The 13,638-nt window shown below is 65.1% G+C and carries 12 protein-coding genes, 1 tRNA gene and 6 pseudogenes; 1 reads left to right on the plus strand and 18 read right to left on the minus strand.

The window, feature by feature from the left end; all coding sequences use genetic code 11:
* Positions 1-52: 52 nt before the first annotated feature.
* The 12 genes and pseudogenes from E6W36_RS14190 to trmD all read right to left on the minus strand — a co-directional run bounded on the left by E6W36_RS14190 (position 53) and on the right by trmD (position 8,713).
* Positions 53-1,141, minus strand: a pseudogene (locus tag E6W36_RS14190) (aspartate-semialdehyde dehydrogenase).
* 72 nt (positions 1,142-1,213) lie between these two features.
* Positions 1,214-1,627, minus strand: a complete 414-nt coding sequence (locus E6W36_RS14195) for an arsenate reductase ArsC (RefSeq protein WP_222873002.1) — start codon at positions 1,625-1,627, stop codon at positions 1,214-1,216.
* A 10-nt stretch (positions 1,628-1,637) separates the two neighbouring features.
* A pseudogene (locus tag E6W36_RS14200) lies at positions 1,638-2,299 on the minus strand (aquaporin).
* Positions 2,296-2,889, minus strand: coding sequence for a DUF4197 family protein (locus E6W36_RS14205; protein WP_222873003.1), 594 nt, complete (start codon positions 2,887-2,889; stop codon positions 2,296-2,298). The pseudogene E6W36_RS14200 and the gene E6W36_RS14205 overlap by 4 nt, the downstream one beginning before the upstream one ends.
* Positions 2,890-2,986: 97 nt before the next feature.
* Positions 2,987-4,100: pseudogene (gene leuB / locus E6W36_RS14210) on the minus strand (3-isopropylmalate dehydrogenase).
* A gap of 61 nt (positions 4,101-4,161) precedes the next feature.
* A complete protein-coding gene (locus E6W36_RS14215) occupies positions 4,162-4,437 on the minus strand; it encodes a hypothetical protein (RefSeq protein ID WP_222873004.1) in 276 nt (91 codons plus the stop codon).
* The gene (locus E6W36_RS14220; protein WP_222873005.1) at positions 4,434-4,901 is read right to left on the minus strand and encodes a DUF1003 domain-containing protein; all 468 of its coding nucleotides are present in this window, start codon (positions 4,899-4,901) and stop codon (positions 4,434-4,436) included. Before E6W36_RS14220 ends, E6W36_RS14215 begins: the two co-directional genes overlap by 4 nt.
* A gap of 2 nt (positions 4,902-4,903) precedes the next feature.
* The gene (gene leuD / locus E6W36_RS14225) at positions 4,904-5,503 is read right to left on the minus strand and encodes a 3-isopropylmalate dehydratase small subunit (RefSeq protein WP_222873006.1); all 600 of its coding nucleotides are present in this window, start codon (positions 5,501-5,503) and stop codon (positions 4,904-4,906) included.
* Between the two features lie 4 nt (positions 5,504-5,507).
* Positions 5,508-6,931: pseudogene (leuC, locus tag E6W36_RS14230) on the minus strand (3-isopropylmalate dehydratase large subunit).
* 54 nt (positions 6,932-6,985) lie between these two features.
* Positions 6,986-7,465: a VOC family protein gene (locus tag E6W36_RS14235; RefSeq protein WP_222873007.1), complete on the minus strand. Its 480-nt coding sequence runs from the start codon at positions 7,463-7,465 to the stop codon at positions 6,986-6,988.
* A gap of 137 nt (positions 7,466-7,602) precedes the next feature.
* Positions 7,603-7,983, minus strand: coding sequence for a 50S ribosomal protein L19 (gene rplS / locus E6W36_RS14240; RefSeq protein ID WP_222873008.1), 381 nt, complete (start codon positions 7,981-7,983; stop codon positions 7,603-7,605).
* Between the two features lie 15 nt (positions 7,984-7,998).
* A pseudogene (gene trmD, locus E6W36_RS14245) lies at positions 7,999-8,713 on the minus strand (tRNA (guanosine(37)-N1)-methyltransferase TrmD).
* Positions 8,714-8,843: 130 nt separating this feature from the next.
* On the opposite strand from trmD, the gene E6W36_RS14250 reads away from it, so the two are divergent.
* Positions 8,844-8,919: transfer RNA gene (locus tag E6W36_RS14250), tRNA-Val, on the plus strand.
* Between the two features lie 4 nt (positions 8,920-8,923).
* Here the strand turns inward: E6W36_RS14250 and E6W36_RS14255 are convergent.
* The 6 genes and pseudogenes from E6W36_RS14255 to gltX form a co-directional block, all read right to left on the minus strand.
* Entirely contained in the window at positions 8,924-9,136 is a 213-nt protein-coding gene (locus E6W36_RS14255; protein WP_222873009.1) for a hypothetical protein, read from the minus strand.
* Positions 9,097-9,501: a hypothetical protein gene (locus E6W36_RS14260; protein WP_222873010.1), complete on the minus strand. Its 405-nt coding sequence runs from the start codon at positions 9,499-9,501 to the stop codon at positions 9,097-9,099. The genes E6W36_RS14255 and E6W36_RS14260 overlap by 40 nt, the downstream gene beginning before the upstream one ends.
* A gap of 53 nt (positions 9,502-9,554) precedes the next feature.
* Positions 9,555-9,728: a hypothetical protein gene (locus E6W36_RS14265; RefSeq protein WP_222873011.1), complete on the minus strand. Its 174-nt coding sequence runs from the start codon at positions 9,726-9,728 to the stop codon at positions 9,555-9,557.
* Positions 9,729-9,796: 68 nt separating this feature from the next.
* Positions 9,797-10,486, minus strand: coding sequence for a hypothetical protein (locus E6W36_RS14270; RefSeq protein WP_222873012.1), 690 nt, complete (start codon positions 10,484-10,486; stop codon positions 9,797-9,799).
* Between the two features lie 272 nt (positions 10,487-10,758).
* Positions 10,759-12,048, minus strand: a complete 1,290-nt coding sequence (locus E6W36_RS14275) for a citrate synthase (protein WP_222873013.1) — start codon at positions 12,046-12,048, stop codon at positions 10,759-10,761.
* Positions 12,049-12,090: 42 nt separating this feature from the next.
* Positions 12,091-13,536 (minus strand): annotated as a pseudogene (gltX, locus tag E6W36_RS14280) (glutamate--tRNA ligase).
* Between the last annotated feature and the right edge of the window lie 102 nt (positions 13,537-13,638).

Genomic DNA, 13,638 nt, shown 5'->3' on the forward strand with positions numbered 1-13,638 from the left:
CTCAGTCGGAAAGGCTCTAGACGAAGTGGAGGCGACAGGCAAATACCCTTCTTCACCGGAGCGGTGCAATATACCGTAGCCGTTCCGAGAATCGGCGAACGGACTCAGGCCGCCTTTTCAGGTGCCGGCGGCCCAGCAGTTCGGCGATCTGCACAGCGTTGAGTGCTGCGCCCTTGCGCAGGTTGTCGCTGACGCACCACAGCGCCAACCCGTGCTCGACGGTCGGGTCGCAGCGGATGCGGCTGACGTAGGTCGCATATTCACCCACAGCCTCAACCGGGGTCACGTAGCCCCGGCCTCGCGCTTGTCGACCACCATCACGCCCGGCGCCTCGCGCAGCGCGGCGCCCTTGGCTTCGGTGATCGGCGTCTCGAACTCGATATGGATCGCCTCGGGTGGCCGACAAACACCGGCACGCGCACGCAGGTGGCGGAGACCTTGATGTCGGGGTCGAGAATCTTGTTGGTCTCGGCCGCCATCTTCCACTCTTCCTTGGTGAAGCCGTCGTAGCCGCTGTCCGCACCGAGGAAGCTGTCGATGTGCGGGATGACGTTGAAGGCGATCTGCTTGCTGAACTTGCGCGGTTCGCGCTGGTCGCCGACGAAGATGGCGCGGGTCTGCTCGAACAGCTCGTCCAGCCCGTCCTTGCCGGCACCGGAGACCGACTGATAGGTCGCGACGACCACCCGCTTGATGCGCGCAATGTCATGCAAGGGCTTCAGTGCCACCACCATCTGGGCGGTCGAGCAGTTCGGGTTGGCGATGATGTTCTTTTCGCATAGCCGTCGATCGCCTCCGGGTTCACCTCGGGCACGATCAGCGGCACATCCGGGTCCATGCGGAACAGGCTGGCGTTGTCGATCACGGTGCAGCCCTGCGCGGCGATCCTGGGCGCATAGACCTTGCTGACCTCGGAACCCGCCGACATCAGCGCCATGTCCCAGCCGGTGAAGTCGAAATGTTCAAGGTTCTTGCACTTCAGCTTGCGGCCGCTATCGCCGAAGTCGAGTTCGGTGCCCACCGAGCGGGACGAGGCGAGCACGGCGACCTCATCGGCCGGAAACGCGCGCTCCGCCAGGATGTTCAGCATTTCGCGGCCCACGTTACCCGTGGCGCCGACAACGGCAATCCGGTAGCCCATGGCTGCAAACTCTCACTCTTTTATGGAAATCAGCCGCGCCTTATGCGTCCTGGCCGCATGGGGTGCAAGCGTTTATAGGTTTTCTTGCGTAATCCAGGCGTCGAGCTTTGCTTTTATTGCGTCGCGCGCGGTACGGAAGCGCGCCAGCATCACCGCATCCGGGTGCGGCTCCGGCGAGGCCGGGTCTTCGGTTGGCCAGTGCAGGCGGGTCGCCTTGCCAAGGAACACCGGGCAGACCTCCTCGGCGCAGAGCGTGATGACCGTCTCGACGCTCGCCGGGTCGATGTCGTCGACCAGTTTGGAGGCATGGCCGCTGATGTCGATGCCGACTTCCGCCATGGCCTGGATCGCGAACGGATTGACCCGGGTCGGCTGCGACCCGGCGGACTGGATGCCGTGACCCTTGGGGCCGAGCAGGGCGCGTGCCCAGCCTTCGGCCATCTGGCTGCGGGCGGAGTTGGCGACGCACAGGAACAGGATATTCACACGAGTCTCCTCAGGCAGGGGTCTTGGGGGCGAAGACAAAACGCTCGGTCAGCGCTGCCAGCGCCGCGCCCAGCAGCTGGGCGGCGATGAAGGCCGGGACATGGGCGGGCTGGATGCCGGCAAAGCTGTCTGTCAATGCCCGCGCAACGGTTACAGCGGGGTTGGCGAAGGAAGTCGAGGCGGTGAACCAGTAGGCGGCGGTGATGTACAGTCCGACCATGGCGGGAACAATCGCAGGGCGGTCCATGCAGCGCAGGATGGTCAGCACCAGCCCGAAGGTCGCAACCCCTTCGCTCAGCCACTGGCCGGACCCGGAGCGCGCCTTCACCGCGATCTGCAGCAACGGCAGATCGAACATGGCATGGGTCAGCAGCGTGCCAAGTGCGCCGCCGGCGATCTGCGCGCCGATGAACAGCGGCAGGTGACGCCAGGGCAGGGCCCCGCGCACCAGCATCACCAGACTGACCGCCGGGTTGAAGTGTGCCCCGAGATCGGCCCGAACATGGAGATCAGCACGACCAGCAACGCGCCGGTCGCCACCGTGTTGGCAAGCAGCGCCAGCCCGATGTTGCCGCCACTCAGGGACTCCGCCATGATACCGGAGCCAACCACGCCTGCGATCAGCAGCCCGGTGCCGAGCGCTTCGGCGGCCAGTTGACGCTTCAGGCTCATCGGCGCGCCAGAGCTTTGGCCAGCGCCGTATCGAGGATGCGCGCCGGGTTGGCCCGCAGCGCCTTTTCCTCGCGCGCGATGGCGTTGAACAGCGCGCCGCCCAGCGCGCCGGTCATCTTTTCCGCGATGATGGTGGCAAAGGTGGTGGACAGGCGCTCGCCGAGGAACGCGGTGAACTGGCTGATGTCTTCGGTCTGCTGTGCCTTGCGCACGAAGTCGATCACCAGCGGCTTTATCTGCTGCGCAAGGTCCTGATTGATCGACCGCTCGAGGTAACGGGTCGCGCTGTCATCGCCGTCACGCAGCAGGGCGGCGGCGTCCTGGATGTCGATCTGGTCGATGCGCTTGCGCACAAACGGGGCGAGTTGCCGGGTCGTGAAGGCGGCCGCCTGGCTCAACATGCTCTGCGCCGCCTTGAACAGGCCGATTGACCGCAGCATGCTGAGCACGGTGTCGGATGAAGCCTGCCCCACAACGCTGGTCAGAAGCTGGCCGAGCTTCAGTTCGGCGGCGAACTCGCCGGTCACGCCGTCAATGCCGACAATGCGCTTGAAGGCGTTTTCGGTCGAGAGCGTCAGCAGGCGGCGCACCAGCGCCGCTGAATCCGGCTGGCCGGCGCGGTGGCGCAGGCGGTGGCCAGCAGGGCGGCGCAGGATGAGAGGAAGGCGCGGCGGTGCATGGCGGGACCTACACGCTGAGACGGGCGATAATGGCGTCGCCCATGGCGTGGGTGCCGACCTGCGTGCAGCCTTCCGCCATGATGTCGCCGGTGCGTACCCCGTCGGCAAGCGTCTGCGTCACCGCCCGTTCGAGGGCGGTGGCGAGGTCTGCGCGCCCGAAGCTCAGGCGCAGCGCCATGGCCAGCGAGAGAATGGTCGCGCACGGGTTGGCGACGCCCTTGCCGGCAATGTCCGGCGCGGACCCGTGGATCGGCTCGTAGAGCGCGGGCTGTCTGCCGGTCGCCGTGTCGCGCGCCCCGAGCGAGGCCGAGGGCAGCATGCCGAGCGAGCCGGTGAGCATGCCGGCCTCATCGGACAGGATGTCGCCGAAGAGGTTGTCGGTGACGATCACGTCGAATTGTTTGGGCTTTTCAGCAGTTGCATGGCGCAGTTGTCGGCGTACATGTGCGTGAGCGGTACGTCGGCATAGTCGGCGTCGTGGAGCGCCTGTACCTCTTCGCGCCACAATTGGCCTGATTCCATGACGTTGGCTTTCTCGACCGAGGTCACTGACCCCGGCAGCCCCGCCGCCTTGCGTTCCCGGGCGAGTTCGAACGCCACCCGGGCGATGCGGTGGATTTCATGCGTGGTGTAGACCTGCGTGTTGACGCCGCGCCGCTCGCCGTTCGCCAGGGTCTCGATGCCGCGCGGCTCGCCGAAGTAGACGCCGCCGGTCAGCTCGCGCACGATCATCAGGTCCAGCCCTCGACCAGATGCCGCTTGAGCGAGGACGCCTCGGCAAGTGCTGGAAAGCAGAGCGCCGGGCGCAGGTTGGCGAACAGGCCGAGCGCCTTGCGCAGCTTGAGCAATCCGCGCTCGGGCCGGATCGCGCGTTCGATCGTATCCCACTTCGGTCCGCCGACCGCGCCCATCAGCACCGCGTCGGCCTCGCGGGCTTTGTCCAGCGTCGAGTCGGCGAGCGGCACGCCGTGCACATCAATGGCCGCACCGCCCAGCAGGTCGGTCTCGGTTGAGAGCGCGAAGCCGGTCCGCTCGCGCAGGGTATCCAGCACGCGGACGGCCTCGGCGAGGACTTCAGGGCCGATGCCGTCGCCGGGCAGCAGCAGGAGGGTAGGGGTCATGGTGCGCCTCTTCAGGTTATTCGGGGTGCTGATAGCCGTTTGGGCGCGCCAAGCAAATGCGTCAGTGGCGCTCTTCGCGCTGCGTGTAGTCGTAGCCGCACATACGGCAGGTATGGGCGGGCCAGAGCCGTAACAGACTGCCAGGCCCGGCGTAGGCGGTGTCCTTGCACTTCGGGCAGCGCTGGAACCAGCGTCCGGCAAGCATGAGGCCGAGCACCGGCGCCCAGGCCCAGGTCGGCAGGCCGAGGACGATCATCGCCATCGGCGCGCTCAGTCCCAGCATCCACCAGAAGGCGCTGCCGCGAACGCTGCGCGGATGCCAGACCGGCAGACTCATGCCTTGCGCTCCTGTTCGAGCAGGCGCGACAGCCGGTCGACCGCCGCTGCGAGCGACGCCAGCTCCTGCTCCTTCAGGGCATCGATCTTGGCGTGCAGCAATTCTATCTCTTCTTCCGCTTTCTGGTTTATTTCGAAGTCGGCGATGCTGCGCCGGCGGTCCAGCTCGCCGGCCCTGTTCTGGCTCATCATGATGATCGGTGCAGTATAGGCCGCCTGGAACGAGAGCATCAGGTTCAGCAGGATGAACGGGAAGGGATCGAACGGCCGGCCGCCCAGGCTGTTGTAGGCCAGCCAGCCGAGCAGCAGCGCGCTCTGGATCAGCACGAAGCGCCAGGAACCGACAGTCGCCGCCACGATGTCTGCCGCCCGCTCGCCAAGACGCAGCGAAGCGCGGATCGCATGGGCATGCTTCTCCGCCAGCCTGCGCCGCCGGGCCTGTATCTCGTCCAGCGGCGTCTGCATGATCAGGCGAGCCAGGGTTGGGCAGCGGCGCGTTTGGTCTCGAACGCGGCGATGGCGGCTTCGGACTGCAGGGTGAGGCCGATCTCGTCGAGCCCGTTCAGAAGGCAGTGCTTGCGGAACGGGTCGATCGGGAATTCAAAGCGGTCCTGATAGGGTGTCGTCACCGTCTGGGTCTCAAGGTCGACCGTGATCTCGCTCTCCGCTGCCACAACCATCAGCCGGTCAATGGCCTCCTGCGGCAACGCCACTGTCAGAATGCCGTTCTTGAAGGCGTTGCCGGAGAAGATGTCGGAAAAGCTCGGGGCGATCACGCATTTTATGCCCATGTCGCCGAGCGCCCAGGCCGCGTGCTCCCGGCTGGAGCCGCAGCCGAAGTTGTCGCCGGCGATCAGGATTTGCGCGCCCTGGTACTGTGGCTGGTTGAACACCGAGTCCGGGTTGGGTGCGCCATCGGCGGTGTAGCGCAGCACATAGAAGGCACCGGCACCCATGCCAGCGCGGCTGATGCTTTTCAGGAACCGGGCGGGGATGATCACGTCCGTGTCGACGTTGATCTGCCCGAACGGGATGGCGGTTGCGGTCAGGGTCGAGAACGGGGTCATGGGCTCAGCCGATCAGTTGGCGCACGTCGGTCAGGCGGCCGGTCACCGCTGCTGCCGCTGCCATCGCCGGCGACAGCAGGTGGGTGCGCGACCCCGGACCCTGGCGGCCGACGAAATTGCGGTTGGAGGTGGAGGCGCAGCGTTCGCCAGCCGGCACCTTGTCCGGGTTCATGCCCAGGCACATGGAGCAGCCGGGTTCACGCCAGTCGAAACCGGCCTCGCGGAAGATGCGGTCGAGCCCTCGGCTTCCGCCTGGCGGCGCACCAGGCCGGACCCGGGGACGACCAGCGCCTGGCGGATGCCGTCTGCAACCTTGCGGCCCCTGGCGACCGCGGCAGCCGCGCGCAGGTCCTCGATCCGGCTGTTGGTGCACGAGCCGATGAACACATGTTCGACCGGAATGTCGGTCATCGCCGTACCCGGCGTCAGCCCCATATAGGCGAGGGCTTTTTCCGCGCTTGCACGTTTGGCTGGATCCGAGAAGCTTGACGGGTCCGGCACCGCGCCGGTGATCGGCACGACGTCTTCCGGCGAGGTGCCCCAGGTGACCAGCGGCGCAATGTCCGCCGCGTTGATGACTACCATCTTGTCGTAGGCAGCGCCCGGATCGCTGGGCAGCGTGCGCCAATAGGCAAGCGCCTGCGCCCAGATCGCATCCTTGGCGCGCGCGGCCGTCCCTCGACGTAGGCGAAGGTGGTCTCGTCAGGGGCGACCAGGCCGGCACGGGCGCCCGCCTCGATCGACATGTTACAGACCGTCATACGCCCTTCCATGCTCATCGCGTGGAACACGTCGCCGGTATATTCGATCACGGAACCGGTGCCGCCGGCAGCACCGATGCGGCCGATGATCGCCAGTGCCACGTCCTTGGGCGTGACCGAGAAACCAAGGCTGCCATCGACCCGGATTTCCAGCGTTTTCGAGGGCGAGAGCAGCAGAGTCTGGGTCGCGAACACATGCTCGATCTCGGAGGTGCCGATGCCGAACGCCAGCGCGCCGAACGCGCCATGGGTCGCGGTGTGGCTGTCGCCGCAGACCATGGTGACGCCGGGGAGGGTGAAGCCCTGTTCCGGGCCGATCACGTGGACGATGCCCTGCTCGGCCGCCGTCATCTCGATATGTTCGATGCCGAATTCAGCGCAGTTGGCCTTCAGCGTCGCCACCTGCAGCGCGGACTCCGGGTCCGCGATCGGCAGCACCTGGCCGTTCGCCAAGCGCGCCGTCGTCGGTACGTTATGGTCGGGCACGGCCAGCGTCAGATCCGGGCGACGCACCCGGCGGCCTGCCTGGCGCAGCCCTCGAACGCCTGCGGCGTGGTGACTTCATGGATCAGGTGGCGGTCGATCCAGACGAGGCGGCGCCGTCCGGGCGCCGCTCGATCACATGGTCGTCCCAGATTTTCTGATACAATGTGCGTGGTGTGCTCATGCAGCCGTTATGGCGCGAACCTGCGGCCGGGGCAATAAGGCCCTGTCGGCGCTCTCAATCCTCGCCGCGCACGGCGGCCTCGATCCGGGCGACGTCGATCTTGCCCATGGTCATCATCGCCGCGAAAGCGCGTTGCGCCACGGTGCCGCCAGTGGCGATCGCGTCTGTCAACACGCGCGGGGTGATTTGCCAGGACAGGCCCCAGCGGTCCTTGCACCAGCCGCAGGCGCTGGCCGTGCCGCCATTGTTCACGATCGCGTCCCAGTAGCGATCGGTCTCGGCCTGGTCGTCGGTCGCGATCTGGATTGAGAAGGCTTCCGAATGCGGGAACGTGTCGCCGCCATTGAGGCCGAGGCAGGGGATACCGCAGACGGTGAATTCAACCGTCAGCACTTGGCCCGCTTTGCCGCCGGGGTAGTCATCGGGTGCGCGATGCACGGCGGTGACGGCGCTGCCTGGAAACACACTGGCGTAAAAGCGCGCAGCATCCTCGGCGTCGTGGTTGTACCAGAGACAGACAACGGCCTTGGACATGCAACACCGCCTTTCGCGTCATGAGCCAGCCCGAGGGAAGGCCCTTGCACCACCTCGACTTGCTTTGGGCCTGACCAGTTGCGGTTGAGGCATTTTCGCCTCAACCGATCAGGCCGTGGTAGTCTGCAGGCGGATTGTTACGCGTCCTTGTCGTCGCGATTGGTGCGCATCTCGACAATGCGGGCGGACTTTCCGCGACGGTCGCGCAGATAGTAAAGCTTGGCGCGACGCACGACGCCGCGACGGATCACGTCGATCGACTCAAGGGTCGGGCTGTACAGCGGGAAGACGCGCTCGACGCCTTCGCCAAAGGAAATCTTGCGCACCGTGAAGTTCGAGCCGATGCCCTTGTTCGAGCGGGCGATGCAGACGCCCTCGTAGAACTGGGTGCGGGTCTTGTCGCCTTCCTTGACCTTCACGCCGACACGCAGCGTGTCGCCGGCGCGGAAGTCCGGGATGGTGCGCTTTTCAAGCTGCTTGGCGATTTCTTCCTGTTCGATCTGCTGAAGGATGTTCATGTCCCTGGCTCCTCGTCATGGTCCCCGCCGTCCAGGCGCCGGGGCCGGTTGGTGCTGCGCGCCAGAGGGCGACGGGCTCCGGGTGGACTGGAAGGTCGCCCAGAGATCCGGCCGCCATAGCCGGGTTCGCGATTCCGCCTCCTGCTTGCGCCAGGCGGCGATCCGCGCGTGGTTCCCCGAGCAGCACCTCGGGGATATCACGCCCTCCCACGTGCGTGGGCGGGTGTAGTGAGGGTATTCCAGCAGGAAGCCCTCGAAACTTTCCTCGGCGTGGCTGTCGCTGGCACCCATCACTCCGGCCAGCAGCCGGATGCAGGCGTCCAGCAGCAGCAGCGCCGCCGGTTCGCCGCCGGAGAGAACAACGTCGCCGACCGAGACCTGCTCGATCGGCCGCGCCTCCAGCACGCGTTCGTCAAATCCCTCGAACCGGCCGCACAGCAGGGTCGCCCCTGGTCCAGCCGCCAGTTCGCGCACCCGTGTCTGGGTGATCGGACGCCCTCTGGGGTCAGCGCGATCAGCGGGGTCGCCGGCTCCTCGGCCAGCGCCGCATCGATCGCCCGACCGAGCACGTCGGCGCGCAGGACCATGCCTGGGCCGCCGCCCGCGGGGTATCGTCGACGGATCGGTGCTTATCTTGCGCGAACGCACGAATGTCCAGCGTTTTTAGCGTCCATATGCCGGATTTCAGCGCCTGACCGGCCAGAGCATGCGCTAGGTGGCCGGGAAACATCTCCGGATACAGGGTAAGGATGCGGGCAGACCAGGGGCGGCGGACATGATGGTGCCCGGCTTGCTACAAGTCGCCGCGACTGTCTACAGGCTTGCGTGGGCGCGGCAACGGGACTATGCGCAATCCTCCCGGGCGGTTAGCTCAGTTGGTAGAGCATCTCGTTTACACCGAGAGGGTCGGCGGTTCGAGCCCGTCACCGCCCACCACGGCTCATAGGCCTGGTTCTATTCTCACCTGCTCCAGAACATCCGGCTGGCCGCAGAAGGCGGTATTGTCGTTGATGTTCGGCATTCTCCCGAGCAGCCGCGACCGGTCATCCAGCCTGACCGGAAAGTCGCCGGTGCCGGAGGCATTGACCATCAGCCCACAGCGCAGCGGCAGGTTCAGCGGAAACAGGTCCGCGAGTTTGCTGTCCGTCGGCACAGCCGCCAGCGACACATTGCGCAAGGTAATATCCAGCACGTGCCGCTTTTGTTTGGGCGATCCCGCGCGCTCAGGTCTGTCACCGTACCGGCGAAATCCGTCTGGTCGGTCCAGCCGAAACTGTAACCGTCGATATTCTCGTAGCGCATCCGCGCAACATAGGCGCGGCTGGGAAAGTCGCTTTTCTTGTTGGGGCCGGTCACAGGCTGTCTGCCAATACCCAGCGCGATCGCCCGCGCGTGGGCGGAGGCGACCCGCGCATCATGGAAATAGGCATCGGTGATGTTCAGTTCGGAATAGGCGCATCGGCGGCCCGCGCCGTCGCGGCAGTTGGTCAGTGCTGCCAGCGAGTCGTCGCCGCTCATGATATCGGCGTAGGCGACTTCCGTTCCGGTGCCGCCCAGAATGTGGATGCCGTCTACCCCTTTGGAATAAAGGGATCACGCATGACGATGTGCCGGATCGCGGCCCGGTTGCCAATGATGACGATACCGAAGGCCGGGCGTTTTTCAGCACCCCAGCTCGCGACCATGAGGCCGGTCAGGGACCAGTCGTTGCCGATCCACTGGGCGATGCGCCCCGGCATGCGCATGCCATCGCGCGTGACGTTGCGCCAGGTGCCGCCGATGATCTCGACGGTGCTGGCGCTCTCTTCAGGGCTCAGGGGCAGGGCGGTCTTGTAAGGTGCCGTCTGTTCCGGGTAATCGCGCGGCTTGCTGCCATCGGTCTCGGCGATGACGCAGGGGCTTCTTCATCCATGCAGAGCGGGCGCGGGTTGCCGTTCGGCGCGCGCGGCACCAGGCCCTGGATCAGCGCGCGATCCCAGGCGCTGGAGGCGAAGCCGCGGTGAAAGATGGCGGCCTGATCGGCGATGAGCTTGTCGCCGTTGCGGAATTCCAGAGAATTCATGAGGGTATACTGGCCCGCCGGAACGTAGATCCATTTTCCGGCATTCTGTGGGTCGCGCAGCGCCGCGTTGATCGCGGCGTCGGCCGGCGTGTCATCCTGCGGCTTGACGACGACCACCAAGTCGCTGCCGGGGATGTCGGACGCCAGATCCCAGGCCGGGCTGATGGTGCGCTTGCAGCCGTCGACCACGGCTTTCAGATAGCGGGCGGCGGCGGAGTCGCCAGCGAGATAGCGGCCATCGTCAAGAAGAAGCTGGCCCTGCGGCAGGCCCTGGCGGAACCAGGCGGCACCGGTTTTACCCTGGACCGTCGCGGCGCAGCGCGCGCTCACCGTCTGCGGTTGCGCTGCAGCCTCTTCCAGTGGCGCAAGTGCCATCAGCACGCCAAGCATCAGTGCCAGCGAAACGCTCTTTGTCTGCGATGTAATGGGCTGTCCGATCATGATGCACGCCTCAGGAAACCTAGCAGGCTGTTGAAAAGCGGAATAATACAGTCCATTTCGTCATTCCGGCGAAGGCCGGAATCCATGGGTGCCCTCATACACAACGAATATAAGGTGTTAGCCATAGACCCCGGCTTTCGCCGGGGTGACGGCTGTGGTTTTGGAGTGCGGGAAACCATTTTTCAGCAACCTGCTAGAGCAAGACATGTCAGCCTTACCCCAGGTTCCGGAGCTCGCCAGCCGTTGATCGGCGTGCCGGGTGTTGCCCGCGGTCAGCGGCGCTGGTCGATCGACGTATAATCGCGGTACGGCGCGCCGATGTAGAGCTGGCGCGGGCGGCCGATCTTCTGGTCGGGGTCCTGCAGCATCTCGTCCCACTGCGCGATCCAGCCGACGGTACGGGCAAGCGCGAACAGCACCGTGAACATGCTGGTCGGGAAGCCGATGGCGCTGAGAATGATGCCTGAATAGAAATCGACGTTCGGGTACAGCTTCTTCTCGACGAAATAATCGTCGTGCAGCGCAATCCGCTCCAGTTCATGGGCGACATCGAAGATCGGGTCCTTGATGCCCAGATGAGCGAGCACTTCATGTGCCGTCTTCTGCATGACCTTGGCGCGCGGATCGTAGTTCTTGTAGACGCGGTGCCCGAAACCCATAAGGCGGAACGGATCGTTCTTGTCCTTGGCGCGGGCGATGTATTCGGGAATGCGCTCGACAGTGCCGATCTCGTGCAGCATCTTCAGCGCGGCTTCGTTCGCACCGCCATGCGCCGGACCCCACAGGCAGGCGATGCCGGCCGCGATGCAGGCGAACGGATTGGCACCCGAGGAAGATGCCAGGCGCACCGTCGAGGTCGAGGCATTCTGCTCGTGGTCGGCGTGCAGGATGAAAATGCGGTCCAGTGCGCGCTCGATCACGGGGTCCACCACATAGGGTTCGGCGGGCACGCTGAACATCATGCGCAGGAAATTGCCAGTGTAGGACAGGCTGTTGTCCGGATACACGAACGGCTGGCCAATGGTGTATTTATACGCCATCGCCGCGATCGTCGGAATCTTGGCGATCATGCGGAAGCTGGCGACCATGCGCTGGTGCGGATCGTTGATGTCGGTCGAGTCGTGATAGAAGGCCGAGAGCGCACCCATGACGCCGCACATCACCGCCATCGGGTGGGCGTCGCGGCGGAACCCGCGATAGAACATGGCCAGTTGCTCATGCACCATGGTGTGCCGCGTCACCGTGTAGGTGAACTGCTCATATTGCTCCTTGGTCGGCAGCTCGCCGCGCAGGAGCAGATAGGCAACCTCCATGAAGGTCGAGTGCTCGGCCAGTTGGTCGATTGGGTATCCGCGATGGAGCAGAATGCCCTCGTCGCCGTCGATGAACGTGATCTTGGATTTGCACGACGCCGTGGAGGTAAAGCCCGGATCGTAGGTGAACATGCCTGTATCCGCATAGAGCTTGCGGATATCGACGACATCCGGGCCTACGGTGCCGTGCATGACCGGGAAGGAATGGCTGGTCCCATTAATATCGAGGGATGCTGGCTGGTCCGTCATGTTTTCCTCCCGTTTAGTCCGTGAATACCGGATGATAGATGCTTATGCGTCCGTCTGCACATTAGCTGCATCGCCGCATATTGCCAACGCATCCTGCAGTCTTGCGAGGCTTTCATCGCTTTGCAGGGCAACAAGAATATCGGCGACACCCGGTGCCGCCGTCGAACCGGTGAGCGCGGCGCGCAGCAACGGCCCGATTTTGCCGAACCCGACCTGTAAATCGGCAGCAATGGCCTTCAGTTCCGCCTCCAACGCTTCATGACTCCAATCTTTGAGCGCAGACAGCCGGTGCATGGCGGCGGCAAGCCTGGGGCAGCCTCGCCCTGCAGGGCCGTGCGGGCGCTTTCGTCGAGCGCAATCGGGCGTAATCTAGCCGCAAAAGGGCGCTCTCGGCCAGTTCGACAATGGTCTTGGCACGGCTCTTCAGCGCGGGGATTAGGCGCAGCACGCGGTTCTGCCCGTCTGCCGCCATGGCGCCGTCCAGGCGCTCGGCGATCAGCGGCAGGGCAAGCGCCAGCAGGCGCTCATCCGTCGATGCCTTCAGATAATGCGCATTGACGCTGCTGAGCTTGGCCATGTCGAACCGTGCGGGATTGCGGCCGATCGACTCCGTGTTGAACCAGGCGGTCGCCTGCGCGCGGGAGATGATCTCATCGTCGCCATGGCTCCATCCAGCCGCAGCAGGTAGTTCTCCAGGGCTTCCGGTAGAAAGCCCATGTCGCGATAGGCCGATACGCCAAGCGCGCCGTGGCGCTTGGACAGTTTTGCGCCATCCGCGCCATGGATGAGCGGAATATGTCCGTACTCCGGGCGCGGCCAGCCCATCGCCTCGATGATCTGAAGCTGCCGGAAGGCGTTGTTCAGATGGTCGTCGCCGCGGATCACGTGGGTGACGCCCATGTCATGGTCGTCGACCACGACCGCCAGCATATAGGTCGGGGTTCCATCCGATCGCAGGAGCACAAAGTCGTCCAGTTCGCTGTTCTGGACGACGACGCGCCCCTGCACGAGGTCGTCGACGACAGTCTCGCCGTCCTGGCGGGCGCGGATGCGCACGGTCGGCTTGACGCCCGGCGGCGCTTCGGCGGGGTCCCGGTCACGCCACAGCCCATTGTATTTCATCGGCAGGTAATTGATCCGCGCGGCCTCGCGCATCGCCTCGAGTTCCTCCGCCGTCGCGTAGCAATGATAGGCCTTGCCGGCGGCCAGCAGCTGCTGGGCGACCTCTGCGTGCCGCGCTGCTCTGGCCGACTGCATGACCGCTTCGCCATCCCAGTCGAGGCCAAGCCAGCGCATGCCGTCGAGAATGGCCTCGATCGCCTCGTTGGTCGAACGCTCCTTATCCGTATCCTCGATGCGCAGCAGGAAGCGCCCGCCATGCCGGCGCGCCAGCAGGTAGTTGAACAGGGCCGTGCGCGCGCCGCCGATATGCAGAAAACCTGTAGGAGAAGGGGCAAATCGGGTGACGATGACTGGGCTTGCGGACATTCGTTTCCTGCGGGAAGGTCGCCGGATCGGCGAGCGGATAAATGTTGGCGGGGTCTATCACAGCCCATCGGCGGGTACAAATCTGGCGACAGGCGCTCCTTG

Origin of the sequence: Hankyongella ginsenosidimutans (assembly GCF_005144965.1) — a bacterium.
Lineage (GTDB): Bacteria > Pseudomonadota > Alphaproteobacteria > Sphingomonadales > Sphingomonadaceae > Hankyongella > Hankyongella ginsenosidimutans.

What these genes read in the sequence shown, in the direction of transcription:
- E6W36_RS14215 (WP_222873004.1), bottom strand. Translation starts at nt 4,437, where the DNA reads ATGAGTCTGCCGGTCTGGCATCCGCGCAGCGTTCGCGGCAGCGCCTTC.
- rplS (WP_222873008.1), bottom strand. Translation starts at nt 7,983, where the DNA reads ATGAACATCCTTCAGCAGATCGAACAGGAAGAAATCGCCAAGCAGCTT.
- E6W36_RS14260 (WP_222873010.1), bottom strand. Translation starts at nt 9,501, where the DNA reads ATGAGCGGCGACGACTCGCTGGCAGCACTGACCAACTGCCGCGACGGC.
- E6W36_RS14270 (WP_222873012.1), bottom strand. Translation starts at nt 10,486, where the DNA reads ATGATCGGACAGCCCATTACATCGCAGACAAAGAGCGTTTCGCTGGCA.
- E6W36_RS14275 (WP_222873013.1), bottom strand. Translation starts at nt 12,048, where the DNA reads ATGACGGACCAGCCAGCATCCCTCGATATTAATGGGACCAGCCATTCC.
- E6W36_RS14235 (WP_222873007.1), bottom strand. Translation starts at nt 7,465, where the DNA reads ATGTCCAAGGCCGTTGTCTGTCTCTGGTACAACCACGACGCCGAGGAT.
- E6W36_RS14220 (WP_222873005.1), bottom strand. Translation starts at nt 4,901, where the DNA reads ATGCAGACGCCGCTGGACGAGATACAGGCCCGGCGGCGCAGGCTGGCG.
- E6W36_RS14265 (WP_222873011.1), bottom strand. Translation starts at nt 9,728, where the DNA reads ATGCGCATGCCGGGGCGCATCGCCCAGTGGATCGGCAACGACTGGTCC.
- leuD (WP_222873006.1), bottom strand. Translation starts at nt 5,503, where the DNA reads ATGACCCCGTTCTCGACCCTGACCGCAACCGCCATCCCGTTCGGGCAG.